This is a genomic window from Thermobifida alba, assembly GCF_023208015.1.
GTDB classification, from domain to species: Bacteria; Actinomycetota; Actinomycetes; order Streptosporangiales; family Streptosporangiaceae; genus Thermobifida; species Thermobifida alba.
In genome coordinates this window covers 2,003,844-2,024,393 of the sequence record NZ_CP051627.1, presented here as the reverse complement: position 1 = coordinate 2,024,393, position 20,550 = coordinate 2,003,844, and the positions used below count along the sequence as shown (strand labels likewise).

19 protein-coding genes and 2 pseudogenes are annotated in these 20,550 nt (G+C 74.2%); 16 read left to right on the top strand and 5 right to left on the bottom strand.

Annotated elements, in window-relative coordinates; genetic code table 11:
* Positions 1-64 precede the first annotated feature (64 nt).
* From FOF52_RS08915 to FOF52_RS08895, 5 genes are all read left to right on the top strand, one after another.
* A complete protein-coding gene (locus FOF52_RS08915; RefSeq protein WP_248593360.1) occupies positions 65-823 on the top strand; it encodes a DeoR/GlpR family DNA-binding transcription regulator in 759 nt (252 codons plus the stop codon).
* A gap of 133 nt (positions 824-956) precedes the next feature.
* The gene (locus tag FOF52_RS08910) at positions 957-2,213 is read left to right on the top strand and encodes an MFS transporter (protein WP_248593359.1); all 1,257 of its coding nucleotides are present in this window, start codon (positions 957-959) and stop codon (positions 2,211-2,213) included.
* Positions 2,214-2,341: 128 nt separating this feature from the next.
* The gene (locus FOF52_RS08905) at positions 2,342-2,533 is read left to right on the top strand and encodes a hypothetical protein (RefSeq protein WP_248593358.1); all 192 of its coding nucleotides are present in this window, start codon (positions 2,342-2,344) and stop codon (positions 2,531-2,533) included.
* Positions 2,534-2,595: 62 nt separating this feature from the next.
* On the top strand, positions 2,596-3,390 hold the full coding sequence (locus FOF52_RS08900) for a DeoR/GlpR family DNA-binding transcription regulator (protein WP_248593357.1): 795 nt from the start codon (positions 2,596-2,598) through the stop codon (positions 3,388-3,390).
* Between the two features lie 103 nt (positions 3,391-3,493).
* Entirely contained in the window at positions 3,494-4,270 is a 777-nt protein-coding gene (locus tag FOF52_RS08895; protein ID WP_248593356.1) for a polyprenol monophosphomannose synthase, read from the top strand.
* 47 nt (positions 4,271-4,317) lie between these two features.
* Here the strand turns inward: FOF52_RS08895 and FOF52_RS08890 are convergent, their stop codons facing one another.
* The gene (locus FOF52_RS08890; protein ID WP_248593355.1) at positions 4,318-4,719 is read right to left on the bottom strand and encodes a hypothetical protein; all 402 of its coding nucleotides are present in this window, start codon (positions 4,717-4,719) and stop codon (positions 4,318-4,320) included.
* Positions 4,720-4,925: 206 nt separating this feature from the next.
* Here FOF52_RS08890 and FOF52_RS08885 point away from each other — a divergent pair, with 206 nt between their 5' ends.
* Positions 4,926-5,918: an SDR family oxidoreductase gene (locus FOF52_RS08885; protein WP_248593354.1), complete on the top strand. Its 993-nt coding sequence runs from the start codon at positions 4,926-4,928 to the stop codon at positions 5,916-5,918.
* A gap of 39 nt (positions 5,919-5,957) precedes the next feature.
* Here FOF52_RS08885 and FOF52_RS08880 read toward each other — a convergent pair whose 3' ends face one another.
* Positions 5,958-8,486 (bottom strand): ABC transporter permease, encoded by a 2,529-nt coding sequence (locus FOF52_RS08880; RefSeq protein WP_248593353.1) that lies wholly within the window; start codon positions 8,484-8,486, stop codon positions 5,958-5,960.
* Positions 8,487-8,489: 3 nt separating this feature from the next.
* Complete coding sequence (locus FOF52_RS08875; RefSeq protein WP_248593352.1) at positions 8,490-9,248, bottom strand: ABC transporter ATP-binding protein; 759 nt, start codon at positions 9,246-9,248, stop codon at positions 8,490-8,492.
* Positions 9,249-9,471: 223 nt separating this feature from the next.
* Between FOF52_RS08875 and FOF52_RS08870 the strand changes: the two genes are divergently transcribed.
* The 5 genes and pseudogenes from FOF52_RS08870 (at position 9,472) to FOF52_RS08850 (ending at position 14,601) form a co-directional block, all read left to right on the top strand.
* Positions 9,472-10,725: a sensor histidine kinase gene (locus FOF52_RS08870; RefSeq protein WP_248593351.1), complete on the top strand. Its 1,254-nt coding sequence runs from the start codon at positions 9,472-9,474 to the stop codon at positions 10,723-10,725.
* A complete protein-coding gene (locus FOF52_RS08865) occupies positions 10,722-11,369 on the top strand; it encodes a response regulator transcription factor (RefSeq protein WP_248593350.1) in 648 nt (215 codons plus the stop codon). The genes FOF52_RS08870 and FOF52_RS08865 overlap by 4 nt, the downstream gene beginning before the upstream one ends.
* Before the next feature lie 183 nt (positions 11,370-11,552).
* The gene (locus tag FOF52_RS08860; RefSeq protein ID WP_248593798.1) at positions 11,553-11,879 is read left to right on the top strand and encodes a TetR-type transcription factor C-terminal domain-containing protein; all 327 of its coding nucleotides are present in this window, start codon (positions 11,553-11,555) and stop codon (positions 11,877-11,879) included.
* 891 nt (positions 11,880-12,770) lie between these two features.
* Positions 12,771-13,148 (top strand): annotated as a pseudogene (locus FOF52_RS22160) (SUKH-4 family immunity protein); the annotation flags it as partial.
* 433 nt (positions 13,149-13,581) lie between these two features.
* Positions 13,582-14,601, top strand: a complete 1,020-nt coding sequence (locus FOF52_RS08850) for a phosphotransferase family protein (protein WP_248593348.1) — start codon at positions 13,582-13,584, stop codon at positions 14,599-14,601.
* Between the two features lie 10 nt (positions 14,602-14,611).
* On the opposite strand, the gene FOF52_RS08845 is transcribed toward FOF52_RS08850, so the two are convergent.
* Complete coding sequence (locus FOF52_RS08845; protein ID WP_248593347.1) at positions 14,612-14,932, bottom strand: hypothetical protein; 321 nt, start codon at positions 14,930-14,932, stop codon at positions 14,612-14,614.
* Between the two features lie 140 nt (positions 14,933-15,072).
* Between FOF52_RS08845 and fabG the strand changes: the two genes are divergently transcribed.
* The 5 genes and pseudogenes from fabG to FOF52_RS08825 all read left to right on the top strand — a co-directional run bounded on the left by fabG (position 15,073) and on the right by FOF52_RS08825 (position 18,667).
* Entirely contained in the window at positions 15,073-15,777 is a 705-nt protein-coding gene (fabG, locus tag FOF52_RS08840; protein WP_248593346.1) for a 3-oxoacyl-[acyl-carrier-protein] reductase, read from the top strand.
* A 47-nt stretch (positions 15,778-15,824) separates the two neighbouring features.
* Complete coding sequence (gene fabI, locus FOF52_RS08835; RefSeq protein ID WP_248593345.1) at positions 15,825-16,589, top strand: enoyl-ACP reductase FabI; 765 nt, start codon at positions 15,825-15,827, stop codon at positions 16,587-16,589.
* Between the two features lie 73 nt (positions 16,590-16,662).
* Positions 16,663-17,415, top strand: a complete 753-nt coding sequence (locus FOF52_RS08830) for an SDR family NAD(P)-dependent oxidoreductase (RefSeq protein WP_248593344.1) — start codon at positions 16,663-16,665, stop codon at positions 17,413-17,415.
* Positions 17,416-17,481: 66 nt separating this feature from the next.
* Positions 17,482-17,793 (top strand): annotated as a pseudogene (locus FOF52_RS22155) (MFS transporter); the annotation flags it as partial.
* A gap of 82 nt (positions 17,794-17,875) precedes the next feature.
* Positions 17,876-18,667, top strand: a complete 792-nt coding sequence (locus FOF52_RS08825; protein WP_248593343.1) for an MFS transporter — start codon at positions 17,876-17,878, stop codon at positions 18,665-18,667.
* 20 nt (positions 18,668-18,687) lie between these two features.
* Here FOF52_RS08825 and FOF52_RS08820 read toward each other — a convergent pair whose 3' ends face one another.
* Positions 18,688-20,433, bottom strand: coding sequence for a helix-hairpin-helix domain-containing protein (locus tag FOF52_RS08820; protein WP_248593342.1), 1,746 nt, complete (start codon positions 20,431-20,433; stop codon positions 18,688-18,690).
* Between the last annotated feature and the right edge of the window lie 117 nt (positions 20,434-20,550).

The following is a 20,550-nucleotide window of genomic DNA, read 5'->3' as shown; positions in this document are numbered from 1 at the left end:
TAGTTCACACACAGAAAAGCGCTAGAAACGAGCGAACGAACATGTTCTGTGTTTGAATTGAGCCGTGGACAGCGCCGAGCGGATGGACGTCATCGTGGCCCGCCTCCGAGCCGAGGGGGAGGTGAGTGTCGCGGCACTCGCCGAACTCACCGGGCACTCGGAGATGACCATCCGGCGCGACCTGGACCACCTGTCCGACAAGGGCGTGCTGCGGCGGGTGCACGGCGGCGCCGTCAGCCTCCTGCCCCGCGGGCAGGAACCGCCCTACGCCATCCGGGAGCGCATGGCCGTCGACGCCAAGAAGCGCATCGGCCGGGCGGTCGGCGAACTCGTCGACGACGGGCAGGCGGTCCTGCTGGACCGGGGCACCACCGTGGTGGAGGCGGCCCGCGCCCTCGCCGAGCGGCACGTCACCGTGATGCCGCTGTCGCTGCAGGCGGCCGCGGTGCTCAGCGAGAGCAACACGGTCCGGCTCCTCATGCCCGGAGGAGAGGTGCGCCCCGGGGAGTTGGCCATGACCGGTCCGCTGACCGAGGCCTCCCTGGCCGCGGTCCGCTTCGACACCGCCGTCCTGAGCTGCTGCGGGCTGTCCCTCACCGACGGCGTCACCGCCTACGACCTGGCCGACGTCGCCATCAAACGGGCCGCGATGCGGTCGGCACGGCAAGTCGTGCTGGTGGCCGACTCCACCAAGATCGGCCAGGTGACCATGGGGCACGTCGGCCCCGTCAGCGACGTCGACGTGCTGGTCACCGACACCGGCGCGTCCGACGACAGCATCGCCGAGATCCGGGCCGCCGGAGTGGCGGTCCACCGCGTCTGACCGGACGGCACCCCACAGGGGCCGCGCCGGTCCACCCGCCACGGCGGCCCCGAGCCGCCGTTCCCAGTCCTGCCCCGCGCCGCCGCGACCCTGCGGCCGAGGCTGTCCCTACTGCCCTACGGATTGGTGAGCCGTGGCTGAGAACCAGCACGAATCCCGTCTTCCCGTTCCCTCCGACCCCGTTCCGGCAGCGGCCTCCCGGCTGCGCCGCGCCCGCACCGCCGTGCTCGCCCACTTCTTCGTCGCGGGCATGGTCATCGCCGTGTGGGCGTCCCGCATCCCCGAGGTCAAACAGCGCGCCGGACTCAACGACGGCGAACTGAGCCTGGCCCTGCTGGGCCTGGCGGTCGGCTCGCTGGCCGCCATGCAGGTCGCCGGGCGCATGGTGGACCGCTACGGCAGCGCCGCCGTCATGCCGCCCGCGGCCCTGCTGGCCTCCCTGGCCCTCCTCGCCCCCGGATTCGCCAACTCGCTGCCTTACCTGTTCACCGCGCTGACCGCGATCGGGCTCGGCAGCGGACTGCTCGGCGTGCCGATGAACGTGCACGCCGCCCGGGTGGAGCGGCGCTACGGACGCCCCATCATGGCGTCGTTCCACGCGGCCTTCTCCGTCGGCGGCTTCACCGGTGCGGCGGTGGGCGGCGCCTCCGCCCACCTCGGGGTGAGCGCGCCGCTCACCTTCGCCGCCGTGGCGCTGGCCATGTCCGCGCTGGCCCTGGCGGTGCGGCCGTGGCTGCTGCGCGGCCGCGACCTGGACGCCGCGGCCGCGACCGGCCCCACCCCCTCCGGCAGCACCCGGGCCCGGCGGGGCGTCCCGCTGCGGATCGTCCTGTTCGGCGCGGCGGCGTTCTGCTGCATGCTGGCCGAGGGCTCGGTCACCGACTGGGCCGCCGTCTACCTGCACGACGCGCGCAACGCGTCCGGGGCGGTGGCGGCGCTGGGCTTCTCCGCCTTCTCCGCGCTCATGGCCGCGGGCCGCCTGGTCGGCGACCGGCTCACCGCCACCCTCGGCACGGTGACGATCGTGCGCGGCGGCGCGCTGCTGGCCTTCGCCGGACTGGCGCTGACCCTGGCCACCCCCTGGGCGCCCACCGGGATCGCGGGCTTCGCGATCATGGGCGCCGGACTGTCCTGCATCATCCCGCAGGTCTTCGGGGCGGCCGTGGAGTACGACCCGCGGCGCGCCGGCCGCAACCTGGGCTTCGTCTCCGCGATGGGCCAGCTGGGCCTGCTCAGCGGACCGGTCGCGATCGGGGCGGTCGCGCACACCGTCGACATCGCGGCGGCGCTGGCGGTCCCGGCCGCGCTGTGCGTGGGCATCGCCCTGGTGGCCCCGGCGCTGCGCGGGGCCGTCGCCACCCGCACCGCGCCCGCCGGAACCACCGCCTGACCACGCCGGGGACGGGGCCCGGCCGGCCCCTGTCCCCCGCGCCATCTTCCCGTGACCCGAAGCGCCGCGCGTGTAAGAAGCGGATAAAGCGGGAATGCGTCCGCTGAGGTCACGAGAGGAAGGTCGGCATGTCACCGCTGATCCTGTTCGGTATCGGCGCTCTCGCCGGTTTCGTCGTCCTCGTCATCCTGTTCCTCCTCACCCTGGTGCTGGGCGAGGTCCCCGAGAGCACGGACGAGGCCGCCGACAGCCGTGCCGACGGTGCCGACGACGAGGCCATCGAGCGGGCCTTTCACGCCCACGGGGTCCGTTTCGGCTGATGAGACGCCCCTATGATCGTCCTCAGCCCGCACCGGGCCCGAGGAGTTGAGGGGTGGAGGAGATGACGGTACAGGACCGGCCCGCGTTCGCGGACCGGCGCCGGGAGCTCATCGTGGAACTGCTGCGCGTCCACGGCACGATGGCGCTGCGTGACCTGGCCGACCGGCTGCGGGTCTCGGAGGTCACCGTGCGCAGGGACGTGCGGATCCTGGAGGCCCAGGGCGTGCTGGACCGCCGCAGGGGCGGCGCGTCCCTGCCCGGGCACCGCGGCCCGCGGCGCGACGACGACGCCCCCAGCCCGGAACTGGCGGCCATCGCCCGCACCGCGGCGACCCTGGTCGCCGAGGGCGACGCGATCGTCCTGGGCCCCGGCGAGGCGGTCGCGGCCCTGGCGGCCGAACTGGTCCACCGCACCGGACTGACCGTCGTGACGAACTCCCTGAGAGCCGCCCGGATCCTGGCGGAGGCGCCCGGCGTCGAGGTCGTCGTCACCGGCGGCACACTGCGCGGAGCCGAACTGGCCCTCGTGGGCGGGGCCGCCGAGCAGGCGCTGGAGGGGCTGCGGGTGCGCCGCGCCTTCGTCTCCGGCCACGGCGTCACCGCCGAACGGGGGGTGAGCACCGCCAACGCGGCCGTCGCCGGGGTGGACCGGGCGCTGGCCGACTGCGCCGAGGAGGTGATCGTGCTGGCCGACCACACCAGGATCGGCGTGGACGCCGTGGTGCAGACGGTCGCCCCCGAGTACATCGGACACCTGGTCACCGACAGCAACGCCGACCCCGAGGTGCTGCTGACCCTGGAGGACATGGGGACCACCGTGCACGTGGCCGTCCCCGAGACCGACCGCGGCCACTGACCCCCGCCGGGCGGCGGAGCGGCGACGGGGCGGCCGAACACGACCACCGGGGAGCAGCGACCGGATACGCTGAGCCGAGTCAGACAGTTGGAGGCCCGCTGCCATGCCCGTTCCGGTCACGCTCCCCGAACCGTGGTCCCGTTCCCGGCTGAGCGTCGTCGTCCCCACCTACAACGAGGCCGAGAACCTCCCGGTGCTCGTCGAGCAGGTCACGGCGCTGCCGCTGCCGGAGCTGCGCCTGGTGGTGGTCGACGACAACTCGCCCGACGGCACCGGCGAGGTCGCCGACAAGCTCGCCGCCGAGCACCCCGGCCGGATCACGGTGCTGCACCGCACCGCCAAGGACGGCCTGGGCCGGGCCTACGTGGCGGGCATGACCCGCGCCCTGGACGACGGCGCCGAGTTCGTCGCCCAGATGGACGCCGACCTCTCCCACCCGCCGCTCTACCTGCCGCAACTGCTGGGCACCCTGCTGTCCACCGACGCGGGCGTGGTCATCGGCAGCCGGTACGTGCCCGGCGGCAGCCTGTCCCAGGAGTGGGGACTGCGCCGCCGCCTGCTCAGCGGCTGGGCCAACGCCTACGTCAAGACGATCCTGGCGATGCCGCTGCGCGACATCACCTCCGGTTTCAAGGTGTGGCGGCGCAGCGCACTGGAGGCGCTCGACCTGCCGGGCATCCACAGCAGCGGCTACAGCTTCCAGGTGGAGATGCACTTCCGCGCCTACCGCCGCGGCCAGAAGATCGTGGAGATCCCCATCCACTTCGAGGAGCGCGCCGAGGGCAGCAGCAAGATGGACCTGGCCGTCCAGGTCGAGTCGGCGCTGCGCCCCTTCCAGCTGCTCCGCCACGAGCGGAGCCGCCGCGGCGGACGGGACTAGCGGGCCCCGCGGGCGCGGCCCCGCGGAAAGGAGCCCGCCGACGGGCCTCAACCGGCCCGGGTGGGGCCCCGCTTGGAACCGCCGCCCAGCAACTGGGAGACGCGCTGCGGCGACACCCCCAGGCAGCGGGCGATCTCCCGGCCGTTCAACCCCTGCCGGCGCAGCCGGTCGACGACGGCGCGGGTCTGCCGGGCCGCCTCCCGCTGCGCCCGCGCCGCACTGCGGGACGCCTCCCGCGCCCGGTGGATCATGTGTTCGGTCTCCGGGTCGAGAACGACCGCGACCTCCACGGCGAAGGAGTCCCCGGCCAGGCCCAGGGCCGCCGCCACGTACTCGCGCGCCACCGCCTCGGCCCGGGTCAGCCTCCCCGCCACGGCCGTCCCGACCCCCTCGACGTGGAGGTCCCAGCCCTCGTCCCCGCGTCGCGCCTGGACCCGAAACGTCCTCATCCCACCCCTCCAGCGGCCGCCCCACCAGGCAAATCTAGAGCAGACACGCCGCACACGGGCCCGTAACGCGGCAAGTGGGACAGCGGGCGGGCAGCCGCCCCGTCGGCGCGGAACGGGCGGCGGGACTGGGCCGCCAGGGGGAAAACGGCTAGGGTCCACACCCGAGAGGCTGTCCGGCCGTCCCCTCCCGAGCCGAAGGGAAGCCCATGGCGCTGCGGGTCCTGTTCATCGGCGGTACCGGCACCATCAGCTCCGCGTGTGCGCGGCACGCCGTGGCGGAGGGCATCGAACTCACCCTGGTCAACCGGGGCGCCTCCACCCTCAGACCGGCGCCCGAGGGGGTCGAGACGATCCGCGCCGACGTGCGCGACCCCGAGGCCCTGCGCGCGGCGCTGGGACGGCGCACCTTCGACGCGGTGGTCGACTTCGTCGCCTTCACCCCCGACCACGTCCGAACCGACCTTGAGGTGTTCGAGGGGCGCACCGGGCAGTACGTCTTCATCAGCTCCGCGTCGGTCTACCAGAAGCCCCCGGCGCGGCTGCCGATCACCGAGTCCACACCGCTGCGCAACCCCCACTGGGCCTACGCGCGCGCCAAGATCGCCTGCGAGGACCTGCTCACCCGCGCCTACCGGGAGCGCGGCTTCCCGGTGACGATCGTGCGCCCCTCGCACACCTACGACGCCACCGCCGTCCCGCTCAACTTCCGCTGGACCGACGTGGCGCGGATGCGCCGGGGAGCGCCGGTCGTCGTGCACGGCGACGGCACCTCGCTGTGGACGCTCACCCACCACGCCGACTTCGCCCGCACCTTCACCGGGCTGCTCGGCCACCCGCAGGCGATCGGCGACGCCTTCCACATCACCTCCGACGAACTGCTCACCTGGAACCAGATCTACGAGACGGTGGCGGCCGCCGCCGGAGCCGAGCCGCGCCTGGTGCATGTGCCCTCCACCGCGATCGCGGCGGCCGACCCGAAGGTGGGGGAGGGACTGCTGGGCGACCGCACCCACTCGGTGATCTTCGACAACAGCAAGGTCCGGGCGCTGGTCCCCGAGCACGGCGCGACCGTGCCGTTCGCGGCGGGCGCCCGCCAGATCGTCGAGTGGTACGACGCCCACCCCGAACACGCCGTCGTCGACCCCGCCCTGGAGGCGCTGTCGGACCGGCTGGTCGCGGCGGCACAGGACACCCCGTGACCCTTCGCGGGGCACGGGGTGTCCGGCGGTCGGCGAACCCTACTGGTCGGCCAGTTCCGCGGTGATCGACACGCGGGAGGCGCGGCGGGCCGGAAGCACCGAGGCGAGCAGCCCCGCCAGGACCGCCACCGCCAGCAGTCCGGCGATCTCCGCGACGGGCGGGCTGAAGACCAGCCCCACCAGCGTGGTGCTGCCCGCCGCCCAGGCGAACAGCAGGCCCAGCGCGACACCGAGCACCCCGCCCACCACCGAGATCAGCACGGCCTCCACGGCGAGCATGCGGCGCAGTTGCGGCCGGGTCAGCCCCAGCGCCCGCAGCAGCGCCGATTCGCGGCGGCGCTCCAGCACCGACAGCGCCATCGTGTTGGCCACGCCGAAGACCGCGATGAGGATCGCCAGTCCCAGCAGCGCCAGCACGGCCAGGAACAGGGAGTTGAGCATCCCCTCGAACTCCGACTTGATCTCGGCCACGCTGGACACCTGGATGGCCGGGTGGTCGGCGACCGCCGCGTTGACCGCGTCGGCCGTCTCCCGCAGCGACGCGCCCTCGGCGGCCTTGACGTAGGCGCCGGTGTCGGGGACGTCGGGGAAGAGCTGTTCGAAGTCCTCCACGGAGGTGACCACGCCGTAGATTGCGCCGCCGTCGGGCAGGATCGCGACGACGGTGGGGGACAGCTCGCCCGCCGCGGTGCGCAGCGGCAGCGGGTCGCCGAAGCCGACCCCCAGCCGGTCCGCGACGTTCTCGGTGACGGCGACCGCCCCGGAGGCCACATCGCCGGTGTCGCCCTCCTTCGCGCCGCCGCCGACGTCCACCCCCAGCTCCGCGCCAGGGTAGGCCGTGACGAACACTCCCTCCTCGTCGTTCGCGGTGCGTTCGGTGAACACGCGGTCGACGGCGGGGGAGGACTCCAGCTCCGCCGCCACCGAGGCGGGCAGGGCCGCGGCCTCGTCCGCGCTGTCCGGGTTCCATTGCGAGAACAGCATGTAGTCCACCGGGAACTGCTCGTCGAGCTGGGTCTCCAGGGTGGCGCGCATGGAGGTGCTGATCGCCGAGTAACCGGTGATGAGGGTGGCGCCCACGGTCAGCGCGATCATCGCGGCCGCCGCCCGGCGCGGGGCGCGCAGCGCGTTGTCCACGGCCAGCGAACTCGGTACGCCCGCACGGCGCAACGGCCGGCCCAGGAGCGCGACCACGCCGCGCACCAGCAGCGGGGAGAACGCCACCACGCCGACGAAGCACACCATGCCGGAGGCCACCACCAGCATCATGCTGGTCTGGCTCGCGCCCATCGTCAGCGCCGCCGCCAGCAGCGCGGCCGAGAGGAGGAGGAACAGCAGGCCCACGGCGGTGCGGACCCAGCCGACGCGCCGGTTCGGCTCCTCGGTCAGCGCGCTGGTGCGCAGCGCGGCCAGCGGCGGCACGCGGGTGGCGCGCACCGCCGGAAGCAGCGCCGACACCACGCTGGCCAGGGTGCCCACCAGCAGTCCCACCACGATCGGCGTCGCCGTGACCACCACACCCGGCGAGGCGGACGCGTCCAGGTAGCTCGCGCCGACGGTGAAACCGGCCCAGCCCAGGGCGATACCCGCCGCCACCCCGAGGGCGGAGGAGACCAGCCCGACGACCAGAGCCTCCAGCAGCACGGCGCGGAACACCTGGCCGCGGGTGGCGCCCACGCAGCGCAGCAGCGCCATCTCCCGCTGCCGCTGGGCGATGAGGATCGTGAAGGTGTTGTGGATGACCAGCACGGAGACGAATACCGCGACTGCGGCGAACAGCAGCAGCGCCGTGGTGAACACCCCGGCCTGCGCCCCGGCCGACGCGGCCAACTCCTCGCCGTACTCCTGACCGGTGGACACCTCGGCGGCGTCCCCCAGCGCCGCGGCCACCGCGGACTCCGCCTCCGCCACGGGAACGCCCTCGGCGGCGCGCACATGGATCTCGGCGTACTCCTCGACACCGGTCATCCGCTGGGCGGCGTCCAGGGTGAAGGCGACCGCGCCCCGGTAGCTGACCTGCCCGTCCAGGCCGAAGTCGACCAGCCCGGTGACGGTGAACTCGTGCTCGGCGCCGTCAGGGGCCACCACGGTGACGGTGTCGCCCACCCCGAAACCGCTCTGGTTGGCGGTGAGCGTGGCCAGCGCCACCTCGTCGCCGTTCTCGGGCAGGCGCCCCTCGGCGGCCTCGTAGCGGGCGACGTCACCGCCCACCGACACACCCAGCGTGGGGAACGAGCCCAGCGCGCGGCCGTCGGCGTCCAGCAGCGGCGCGGACGCCATGACCACCCCGGTGGCCGCGGCCACCTCGGGCAGAGCGCGGACCCCGCGCAGCGCGGCGTCGTCCAACAGCGGAGGTTCGGCGTCCTCCTCCCCCGTCTCCTCGGCGGGGAAGGCGATCACGTCCACCCGGTCCATCGAACCCATCGCCTGCACGGCGAAGCTCTCGTTCAGGGTGTCGCCGAAGACGAGGGTGCCGGTGGTGAAGACGACACCCATCACGATGGCCAGGATCGTCGCGGTCAGCCGCCCCCAGGAGGCGCGCAGACCGGCCAGTGCGGTATGCAGCACGGATCAGTCCTCCAGGGTGGCGAGTCGGTCGAGGACGACCTGGGGGGTGGGGTGGTCGATGTCGTCGACGAGGCGGCCGTCGCGCAGGAACACCACCCGGTCGGCGTAGGAGGCGGCGATCGGGTCGTGGGTGACCATCACGATGGTCTGCCCCAGGTCGCGCACCGAGTCGCGCAGGAAGGACAGCACCTCCGCGCCGGAGCGCGAGTCGAGGTTGCCGGTGGGCTCGTCGGCGTAGAGCACCTCGGGGGCGCCCACCAGGGCGCGGGCCACGGCCACGCGCTGCTGCTGGCCGCCCGACAGCTTGGCGGGCCGGTGCTCCAGGCGGTCGGCGAGCCCGGTGACCTCCACGACGTGGCGGAACCGCTCGGGGTCGACGGAGCGTCCGGCGATCTGGGCGGGCAGCAGGATGTTCTGCCGGGCGGTGAGCATCGGCAGCAGGTTGAACGACTGGAAGACGAAGCCGATGCGGTCGCGGCGCAGCAGGGTGAGCTGCTTGTCGTCCAGCGAGGTCAGTTCGGTGGAGCCCAGCCGCACCGAACCGGAGGAGGGGGTGTCCAGTCCGGCCATGCAGTGCATGAGGGTGGACTTGCCGGAGCCGGAGGGGCCCATGATCGCGGTGAACGCGCCGCGGGCGAAGGACACGTCCACGCCGTCCAGGGCGCGCACCGGGGCGCCCCCGGTCGGGTAGACCTTGGTCAGCGCCCGGACGACAACGGCGTGCGGCGTCGGCGCCCCGGGAGGGGCGGGGGGTGTGGGCACGGTGGTTCTCCTCGTCGGGATCGGATCACTTCTCGTGTCTCGACGCTAGGGCCGCCCACCCCCGTGAAACCTCGGCCGCACAGGCGATCCGCGCTTCCCCGAAGGAAGGGGGGCGGTCGGCCGGCACCGGACTTTCGGCGAGGGCCGACCACCGACTTTCGTCGGTCGGGAATCCCGCTGCCGAGGGAGGAGCGCCGCGCCTCCGGCTTCTAGACTCCCGGTCATGGTGCGGAGGTGGACGGAACGGGCACGCGCGGTGTGGCGGTGGGCGTGGCGCTACCGCTACACGCTGGCCGACGTCGGCTACGCGCTGGTGTTCTTCCCCCCGGTCGTCACGGGAATGGTCCTCGCCTTCAGCTACGGCGAACGGTTCGGCTGGGGACCGGGGGCGCTGCCGGAGCTGCTCGACGAGACCTCCCGGATCGCCGCCGTGATCGTGGCACTCCAGATCGGCCTGGTCATTCCCGGCCTGGTCGCGCTGACCGTCCTGGTGCGCCGGCGCCGCCCCGAGTGGCTGATGAGCGCGAGCCTGCTGCTCGTGGCCCTCTTCGGCAACGTCTACGCGGCGCCCATCGCCCTCTACAGCTACGCGGCGTGGTTCACCCACCGGTGGCGCCCGCTGCTGCTGTGGTCGGGCGCCCACCTCGTGGCGCTGGTGGCCGTCTACAGCTTCTGGCAGCCCGTCCTCATCCCCGTCTACGGCATGATGTTCCTCGCGTTCCCCCTGCTGTTCGGCCTGTGGGTGGGCACGCGCCGCCAGCTCGTGGAGAACCTGCGGGAACGCGCCGAACGCCTGGAACGCGAACAGCACCTGCTGGCGGAGACCGCCATCGTCGCGGAGCGCACCCGCATCGCCCGCGAGATGCACGACGTCGTGGCGCACCGGGTCAGCCTCATGGTGCTGCACGCGGGCGGACTGGAGGTCTCCGCGCCCGACGAGCGCACCGCCCAGGCCGCCGAGCTGATCCGCACCACCGGACGGGAGGCCCTGAGCGAACTGCGGGAGATCCTGGGAGTGCTGCGCGGCGGCGGGGACACGGCGCCGACCGCGCCCCAGCCGGCCCTCGGCGACCTGGAGCGGCTGGTCGACTCCGCGCGCGCCGTCGGAGTGGAGGTGGAGTTCGGCGTCACCGGAACACCGCGGGAGCTGAGCGCACAGGTGGAACGGACCGCCTACCGGGTGGTGCAGGAGGCGCTGACCAACGCGGCCCGGCACGCCCCCGGCGCGGCCGTCGACATCCGCGTCGACCACGGCAGGCACGAGCTGACGGTCACCGTCGTCAACGGCCCCGCCACGGTGGACGGCGTCGTCCCCGTGCCGGGCAGCGGATACGGTCTGGTGGGGTTGCGCGAACGGCTGGCCCTGGTGGGCGGGACGTTCGTGGCGGGCCCGCTGTCCGACGGCGGATGGTGGGTGCGCGCCGCCATTCCCGTGACCCCCGCCGAAACCCCCCGGACCGTGGAGGACAACCCGTGATCTCGGTTCTCGTGGTCGACGACGAGCAGTTGGTGCGCTCGGGGCTGCGGATGATCCTGGAGTCCGCGCCGGACGTGGAGGTCGTGGGGGAGGCCGCGGACGGGGCCGAGGCGGTGGAGCGGGCCCGGGAGCTGCGGCCCGACGTGGTGCTGCTGGACATCCGCATGCCCGGCGTCGACGGGCTGACCGCCGCCGCGCGCCTGGCCGAGCTGCCCGACCCGCCCCGGGTGGTGCTGCTCACCACCTTCGACCTGGACGAGTACGTGCACCGGGGGCTGCGCGCGAAGGCGGTGGGCTTCCTGCTCAAGGACACTCCGCCGCGCGACCTGGTCGCGGCGGTGCGCACCGTCCACGAGGGCAACGCGATGCTCGCGCCCAGCGTCACCAAGCGCATGCTGGAGCGCTTCGCGGCACCCGGCGGCGACGGCGCGGCGCAGGCGGCCCGGCAGTTGGAGGTGTTGAGCGAACGCGAACGCGCGGTGCTCCTCGGCGTGGCCCGGGGACTGTCCAACGCCGAGGTCGGCGCGGAGTTGGGCATGCGCGAGGCCACCGTGAAGGCGCACGTCAGCCGGATCCTGACCAAGCTCGGCAAGAGCAACCGGGTGCAGATCGCGATCCTCGCGCACGACGCCGGATGGGTGTGAGCCCGCTGGGCGGGGCGTAACAGGAGTGACATCCGAAAGCCACGGACTGATCACACTCGGGTCTCGGCTGCTGCTCGACCTGCCCCTATCGTGGGTGGTGGGCGGCCGCCACGGGCCGCCGCGGCCGGTGGGCCGTCCCAGGGCCGGCAGTCGTTGCCGCGCAGCCGACCGGAGTTGAGCACCATGCCGTACGAGATCCGCGACGATGTCGAGGAGCACCTGCGCGAGGTGGCCGTGGACGTCGTGGTGCGCACGCTGGCCGGCCCGGGGGAGGTCGCGGAGCCTGACCGGCGGCACTACCGTGCGCTGTTCCGGGCGCTGATCGAGCGGGGCCAGCGCGCGGGGGTCTTCGCCAGCAGGGTTTCCGGAGACGTCGTCGCCGACTTCTACCTGGGGTCGGTGCGTTCCCTGGGCCTGTGGTGCCGCCCCGCGACGGAGGACGTCTCCGTCTTCATCGGACACCACTACGCGAGCAGGCTGCTGGAGGGACTGCGTACGGGAGCCGCGTGACCGCGCGGGGCGTCGTCCGTGGGGAACGGGGTGTGGAGAGGAGCCGCCGAGCGGTTCCGAAGGGGACGGCCGAGCGTCGGGAGGGTCGCCGCCGGGGCACGATCCGGCTTCCTCCGACGGCTCCCGGTAGGCCGAACGGCCGACTGACCGGGGGCGCGTGGCGGCCCCCGAAGCTGCTCGGCTGAGGAGGCCGCCGCGGTGCTGCGACCGGGAAGGGCGTCGAGGGGCCGCGGGCCTGCCCCGAGTTCCTGCGGTGCTTCGGGCCGGGCACGGGGCACCTGCTGCGGGGAGCGGACTTCTCCCGTCCCGACCGCCCGGAGTGCGACGCCGACGCCGACGACGTCGCCCGGGAGGACGACCCGGCGCCCGTGACCGGGGCGCTTGTGCCCCGCGGTCCGCCAGGGGGGCGAGTTCTCCCTCTTCGCGCACGCGGACGGGCCGGTCTGGTGCCGGGCCGGGAACGACGGGCGGCCGCGCCCGGTGGCCCCCTCCCCGCTCCCACGGGGACCACCTGAGCGCGCAGGACAGGAGGTGAGCCGGGGCGAGGGAGCCGCCGCCTCCCCGGAGCGGGGCGGGTGCGGCTGACCGCCGGCGTCGTGGCCCGGACTCCTCCCGGAGCCGAGGGGCGGTCTCCTCCGTGCGGGAGGCGGAACCGTTGGCGCTGCCGGGGCGGGAGGGCGGAGAACACCGGTACGGCTTGCGAGGTGGATCCCGCCGCGGGCCCCGCGGGCGGGCACCGGCCGGGTTGAGCGCACGGTCCGCACCGTGGTGGGGTGTCCGGTCGTGGCCGGATGTCCCACCACGGTGGGGAACGCGGATGCGGAGGTCTTCGGATTCCATGCGCCGGAGCGCTGAGGAGGGCATCGGTCTGGAGGAGGCGGTGGTCCGCGGGTGGCGGATCTTCTGGGCCGCCCGGGACTGCCTGCTCAGGTGGGGGCTGCCCGCCGTGCTCTCCCCGGGGTTCCTGGAGCACCACCCCGGCCCGAGAGTGCTCCCCGGACCTCGCGGTCGGGCGTGGAATTCCACGAGCTCGGCTTCTGCTGCCGGCGTGCCCTCGGGATCCGGGTGGACTCCGGCCAGGTCTGGGCTCTCGCGTCCGAGGATTCCCGCCCCGAGATCCTGGTGAACTCCACACCGGAGCACTACGCGGAGTGCATGTGGCGCTGGTCCAGGGCCGTGCCGGTCTTCGTACGGCTGGTCGACCGGACGTGGGACGAGGAGCAGATCGACTTCCGGTACTCCCGCCGCCACGGGGTCCGCAGGGACGTCATCACCAGGACGGACCCGCTCACCGCGGCCCCGGAGTCCTCGCTGTGGGAGCGGAGCATCGACTACTTCCAGCTGCTTCTAGCTGCGCGGAGGAAACGGGGCGCCGCCGCCCCCGCCGAGGGCGTCCCGACCTCCGGCGACCGCGGCACCGAAGCCCCCGGCAGGACCCGGTGCGGGCGTCCGGTCCGGGCACCGGTACCGGGGGACACCTCTTCTTCTTCGCGGTCCACCGGGGACGAGTGCCGGGCGGTCGCGGACGCCTCCCGCGCGGGAGGCGGCGCGGACCGGACTGCGATGCCGGCCGTGAACAGGGTGAACCAACCAGAAGGTATGTCTTTTCCGGCCCATTGTTCTTCCGGAAAGGACCTTCGGTATATTTCCTGGTGTTCGTTCGGAGATACCGGACGGTCGGTCAATTTCGGAAGGGAAGCCGATGAGCGTGGAGAACCCGCCCGGACTGGACCTGCGGCGGCTGCGCACCCACCTGGACGAGGTGCGGCCCGGTCTGGTCACCGGTCCGTTGACCGGCGAGCTCATCGAGGGCGGCCGCTCCAACCTCACCTACTCCGTCACCGACGGCGCCACCCGCTGGGTGGTGCGCCGCCCGCCGCTGGGCCACGTGCTGCCCACCGCGCACGACATGGCCCGCGAGTACCGCGTGATCTCCGCGCTCGCCGACACCCCCGTCCCGGTGCCCGGCACGGTCACCCTGTGCGAGGACGAGACGGTCATCGGCGCGCGCTTCTACGTCATGGACTTCGTGACCGGCGTGCCCCTCCGCCGGGCCGAACAGCTCGCCCCCCGCGGCCCCGAACGCACCCGCGACATCGCGCTGCGCCTGATCGACACCCTCGCCGCACTGCACTCCGTGGACCCCGCCGACGTCGGCCTGGCCGACTTCGGCCGCCCCGAGGGCTTCCTGGAACGCCAGGTGCGCCGCTGGGGCAAGCAGTTGGACGCCTCCCGCAGCCGCGACCTGCCGGGCATCGACGAACTGCGCGCCCGCCTCGCCGAGAACGTGCCCGCCTCGGGACCGGCGGCGATCGTGCACGGCGACTACCGCCTCGACAACGCGCTGGTCGACGAGGACGACCGCATCACCGCCGTCCTGGACTGGGAGATGTCCACCCTCGGCGACCCGCTCACCGACCTGGGGCTCATGCTCGTCTACTTCAGCGAGGAGATCCTCGCCACCCCCGGCCCCGGCGACGTGCACCGCGCCCCCGGCTTCCCCGGCGGCGACGAACTGATCGCCCGCTACGCCGAGCGCTCCGGCCGCGACGTCTCCCGCCTGGACTGGTACACCGGCCTGGCGTTCTTCAAGCTGGCCGTCATCCTGGAGGGCATCCACTACCGCTACACCCAGGGCAAGACCGTCGGACGCGACTTCGACTACATCGGCGAGGTCGTGCCGGTCCTCGTCGAGGGCGGCCTCAAGCGGCTGTCCGGCTGAGGAGCGGGCCTCAGTCGATCCAGCGGAACCACGCCTGGTCGCCGTCGACGTGCAACAGGAACTCCGACACCGCGTCGCCGTCGGGGGCGACCAGCGTCAGCTCCGCGTTGACGCGCTCGTACCGCTCCTCGGAGCGGGCGAGCTGTTCACCGGTCGGCTCGCCGTCCGCCCGCAGCAGCGCCAACTCCTCGGCGAACACCGCGGCCCACGGCGCGAAGCCCGGCCGCGGCCGCAGCCGGCCCTCCAACCACGGGAAGTCGGACCCGGTGATCTCGATCTCGGCGACGGTCTGCGCGCCCTGGCGCAGGCGCCACACAGGTGAGGAATCCATGAGGGCGGAGTCTAGGCGGGCCCGGTGACAGACCGGGGACCGTCCGGACCGGGTTGGGGATACCCGCCGGTAGGTCGATACTCTGCTGTGCGTTCCACACACGTCTGTTTCCGCCCGGCAGGGCTTCGGAGGTGCCGTACATGTCTCGCTCGGTTCTGGTCACCGGTGGCAGCCGCGGGATCGGTCTGACCATCGCCAGAGAACTCAAGGAGGCGGGCGACGACGTCGCGGTGACCTACCGCACCGGCCAGCCGCCCGAGGGACTGTTCGGAGTGCAGTGCGACATCACCGACAGCGCCCAGGTGGACACCGCCTTCAAGCAGGTGGAGGAGGAGCAGGGCCCCGTCGAGGTCCTCGTCGCCAACGCCGGCATCACCAGGGACCAGCTGCTGGCCCTGATGAGCGAGGAGGACTTCAGCGCGGTGCTCGACACCAACCTGACCGGCGCGTTCCGGGTGGCCAAGCGCGCGGTGCGCGGCATGATGCGCAAGCGCACCGGCCGCATCATCCTCATCTCCTCCGTCGTCGGACTGTCCGGGTCGGCCGGGCAGGTCAACTACGCCGCCTCCAAGGCCGGCCTGGTCGGCTTCGCCCGCTCCCTCGCCCGCGAACTCGGGTCGCGCAACATCACCGTCAACGTGGTGGCCCCCGGCTTCATCGAGACCGACATGACCGCGGTGCTGTCCGAGGAGCGCCAGGAGGAGATCAAGAAGAACGTCCCGCTGCGCCGGTACGGCACCACCACCGAGGTCGCCAAGGCGGTGCGCTTCCTCGCCAGCGAGGACGCCGCCTACATCACCGGCGCGGTCATCCCCGTCGACGGCGGCCTCGGCATGGGCCACTGATCCCCCGTCCCTCCACACCAGCCACCCGTCAAGGAACGAGACAACGCATGGGAATCCTCGAAGGCAAGCGCATCCTGGTCACCGGAGTCCTCACCGACTCCTCCATCGCCTTCCACGTGGCACGGCTGTGCCAGGAGCAGGGCGCCACCGTGGTGCTCACCGGATACGGCCGGCTCAGCCTCGTCGAGCGCATCGCCAAGCGGCTGCCGCAGCCCCCGCCGGTCCTCGAACTGGACGTCACCGACGACGAGCACCTCGACAGCCTCGCCGGGCGGGTCGCCGAGCACGTCGACGGGCTCGACGGCGTCGTGCACTCCATCGGCTTCACCCCGCAGGAGGCGCTCGGCGGCAACTTCCTCAACACCCGCTGGGAGGACGTCGCCACCGCCATGCACACCTCCACCTTCTCCCTCAAGGCGCTCACCACCGCACTGCTGCCGCTGATGAAGGACGGCGGCTCGGTGGTGGCCCTGGACTTCGACAACAGCGTCTCCTACCCCATCTACGACTGGATGGGCGTGGCCAAGGCCGGGCTGGCCTCCACCGCCCGTTACCTGGCCCGCTACCTCGGCGAACAGAACATCCGGGTCAACCTGGTCTCGGCCGGGCCGCTGAGCACCATGGCCGCCCGCAGCATCCCCGGCTTCGAGGAGCTCGCCTCCTCCTGGCCGCAGCGCGCCCCGCTGGGCTGGGACGTCTCCAACCCCGAACCCGCCGCCCGCGCCGTCGTGGCCCTGCTGTCGGACTGGTTCCCCGCCACCACCGGCGAGACCGTGCATGTCGACGGAGGGTTCCACTCCACCGGCGCGTAGGCTGGTCCGCGGCCGGCCCGCGGGCGTCCGACCGGGCCCCGCGGGCCGTGTGCGCGCACGAGAGGAGACACGGATGGACCTGGGACTGCGCGGGGCCGGGGTGCTGGTGACCGGGGCGAGCCGCGGCATCGGCCGCGCCATCGCCGAGACCTTCGCCGAGGAGGGCGCCGACCTGGCGATCTGCGCCCGCTCCCGACCGCCGCTGGAAGAGACCGCCGAGCAGCTGCGCGAGCGGGGCGCGACCGTGGTCGCACGGGACCTGGACGTGGCCGACTCCGCCGCGCTGCGCGCCTTCGTCGACACCGCGGCGGCCGAACTGGGCGGTCTCGACGTCGTGGTCTCCAACGTCTCCGCCGGCAGCTCCGCGGACTGGGAGCAGGCCCTGCGCACCGACGTCCTGCCGTTCACCACCCTGGTCGAGCAGGCCCGGGAGCACCTGGCGGCCTCGCGGCGCGGCGGCGCGGTCGTGCTGATCTCCAGCACCTCGGCGGTGCACGTCACCGCGCCGTCCGGCCCCAAGCCCTACGGCGCGGTCAAGGCGGCCCTCAACCACCACGCCGCCGCCCTGGCCCGGACCCTGGCACCCCGGGGCGTGCGGGTCAACACCGTCTCCCCCGGCCCCATCGAGTTCGAGGGGGGCGGCTGGGCGCGGCGGCGCGACACCGACCCCGACTACTACGCCGGCGTCCGCTCCCGCATCCCCTACGGCCGCCTGGGCCGCCCCGAGGAGGTCGCCCGGGCCGTGGTGTTCCTGGCCAGCCCGGCCGCGAGCTTCGTCACCGGTGCCGACCTGGTCGTCGACGGCGGTTTCCTGGACCGGGTCTGAGCGGTCGGAGGCGGCGCCCCGGAAACCCCTTGCGGAGCACACCGCGTCACAGCATGATCGTGGACCGTGCCCCTCTGGTTGCTCGCGCTGCTGTTCACCGCGTTCGTCGTGCACACCGACGACCACGTCATCGCCGGGCTGCTCCCCGAGATCGCCGCCGACCTGGGGGTGAGCGAGGCGGCCGCCGGGCAGCTGGTCACCGTCTTCTCCCTGACCGTCGTCGCGGGGGCGCCCACGGCGGCCGTGGTGACCGCCACCTGGCCGCGCCGCCTGCTCTTCGCCGGGGCGCTCACCGTGTTCGTCGCGGCCAACGCCGCGGCGGCGGCCGTCCCCTCCTACGGGGCGCTGCTGGCGCTGCGGGTGCTCGCGGCGGCGTCCGCCGCCGCGGTGACCCCCGCACTGGTGGCCACGGCGGCCGCACTGGCCCCCGAGGGGGCGGCGGGGGCAGTCCATCGGCGCGGTGTCCCTGGGAATCGCCGGAGCGATCACCCTCGGCGTCCCCCTGGGCATCTGGATCGGCGGCCACCTGGGCTGGCACGCCACCTTCGCGGCGATGGCCGCGGTCGGGGCACTCGCCCTGGTCTGGCTGGTGGCGGTGCTGCCCGAGGCCGAACCCGCGCCGCCGACACCGCTGCGCGAACAGGTGCGGGTCCTGTCCTCGGGGCCGATCTCACTGGGGCTGCTCGGCAACCTGTGCGTCACCACCGGGGCGATGCTGCTGCTGGTCTACCTCGCCCCCTACCTGGCCGCCGTGGCGGACGTGGGGACGACCGTCCGGGGAGTGCTCTTCGCCGCCGCCGGAGCCGCCGGGGCGGCGGGGGTCTGGCTCGGCGGGCGGGCCACCGACCGGTGGGGCCCCGACCCGACGCTGCGGTGCGGCATCGGCGTGTTCGTGGCGCTCATGGCCGTGCTCACGGTGCTGTGGCCGCTGCGCCCGGTGCCGCTGTGGCTCGTCGGACCGGCCGCGGTCGTCTGGGGCGCCTCGGTGTTCTTCACCTCCCCGGCGATCACCGCCCGCCTGCTCCACCTCGCCGGCCCGGTCGGGACCCAGGCGCTGGCCGTCAACGCCGGCGTCGTCCACCTCGGGGCGGCGGTCGGCGGCGCGGTGGGCGGTGTGCTGCTGGCCGCCACCACGATCGCGACGCTGCCGCCCGCCGCGGGTGTGCTGTGCTCGGCCGGACTGGCGCTGTTCGCCCTGGGGGCGCGCGCCGCCCGGCCCGGCACGACACAGCGGAGCGCCCCCGCGTCCTGAACGGCCGTGCCCCGGCGGCCTCAGCCCTCCCGGAGCAGTCGCGCCAACCGGGTGCTCCGGGAGGGCCGAGCCCCGCCGCGCACCGCCTCGGCCAGCGCCCCACCGGTCGCGTCGACCACCGAGACGTGCCGCTCGCCCAGGGACAGCACGGTGCGCAGCGCCGCACGCGACAGCGCCGAATCGGGGGTGAACACCGCGACCACCGCGGGCCAGGCCCCGCCCAGCGCCGCCGCCGGCGGGATCGCCCAGCCGGGGCGCAGGTGGGCCGGGCGGGTCACGGTGACCGTCGTGCCGTCGGCCAGTTCCACCGCCGCGCCGGACCCGTCGTGCCCGCGCAGCACCCCGGTGTCGCCGGGCGCGTACCCGTCCCCGCGGCCCGCCAGCAGCACCCGGTCGCCGACGTCCAGACCGCCCACCCGGCCCGGCCCCGGGTTGAAACGGGCCTTGCAGGCGGTGTTGAGCGCGGCCGCCCCGGCCTCGCCGCCGGGCGCGGCCGTGACGATCGGGACCTGCTCGCCCGCCACGCCGAAGGTCCGCGGAACGGAGTCGGTGACCAGTTGCAGCGCGCGGTGCGCCGCCTCACCCGCCGACGCCGCCGGGACCAGCACCACCTCGTGGCCGGGGGCGTCCACCCGCTCGGGCAGCCGCCCCTCGCCGACGGCGGCGGCCAGCGCCTCGCGCGGCCCCGCGGCGGGGTCGTCCGGCAGCTTTGCCACCGCCACGGCCCGGGAGGCGACCAGGTCGGCCACCACCTGCCCCGGACCGGCCGAGGGCAGTTGCGCGGGATCGGCGAGCAGCACCAGGTGCGCCTCGGCGGGGCAGGCCGCCGCCAGCGCGGCGAACGTCTCGGTGTCCACCGCGGTGGCCTGGTCGACCACCACCAGCCCGGCCGGTACCGCCGCGGCGTCGGACAGCACGGCGGCGACCGTGCGCGCCTGCACATCCTCCCCGGCCAGGGCCCGGTTCAACGCGGCCGCCCCGCTCGCGTTCGGTGCGACCAGGGCCATCCCCACCTGGCTGTCGGCGGCGATCGCGGCGGCGTAGCGGACCGCCTCGATCCGCGCCGCGGCCGCGGCGGGACCGCACACCAGGACGGTGACCCCGCGCAACGCCACCGTGACCAGCGCGGCGACCGTCTCGGGGGCGGGGTCGCGGCCCAGCGCCCCGGCGGCCGTCCGCACCGTCTCGGTGGCGGTCGCCGAGTCCATGATCGGCTCGCTGGCGGTCAGCCGCACCAGTTCCGCGGCCAGCCGCCGCTCCGCCCCGTCCAGCGCGGCCAGGGCGAGGAAGCGCTCGGGGTCGGGCGGTTCGGGCAGGTCCCCGTCGAACTCGTCGTCGTCCTCCTCGGGCAGGTCCTCGACGAGGAGGATCCGGTCGTCCTCGGCCGCCGCCTGCAGCGCCGCGTCCGGCGCCGCCACCCCCAGGCCGCGCAGCGCCCGGGCCATCCGCCCGTACTCGACCGCGGTGTGCCCGTCGCGGGAGGCGCGCCGCAGCAGGTGCACCACCAGGGCGCGCACCCGCCGGGGGTCGTCGGGTCGGGCGGCCTCGCCCAGCAGGGTCCGCGCGCAGAAGTCGGCCTGCTCGGGGGTGACCGACCGCAGGTCCAGCAGCCGCCACGGGTCCGCGGTCAGCTGCGCGTCGGCGGTGGGGCCGAGCACGGCGACCAGGGGAGCGGCCAGCCGCTCGGGCGCGCCCATGCGGCTCAGCGCGCCGCGGGTCCGTGCGACGGCGTCGTCCGGGGCGGCGGGCGGGGACGGATCGACCACGGCGGGGAACCTCACTGGCTCGGACACGGACGGGCGGGACGGGGCCGGCCGGGCGGCCCCACCCCCGTGAGCTTAGTGCGGCCTCCGCGGCGGTTCACCGCACCGCGGGCCGCCCCC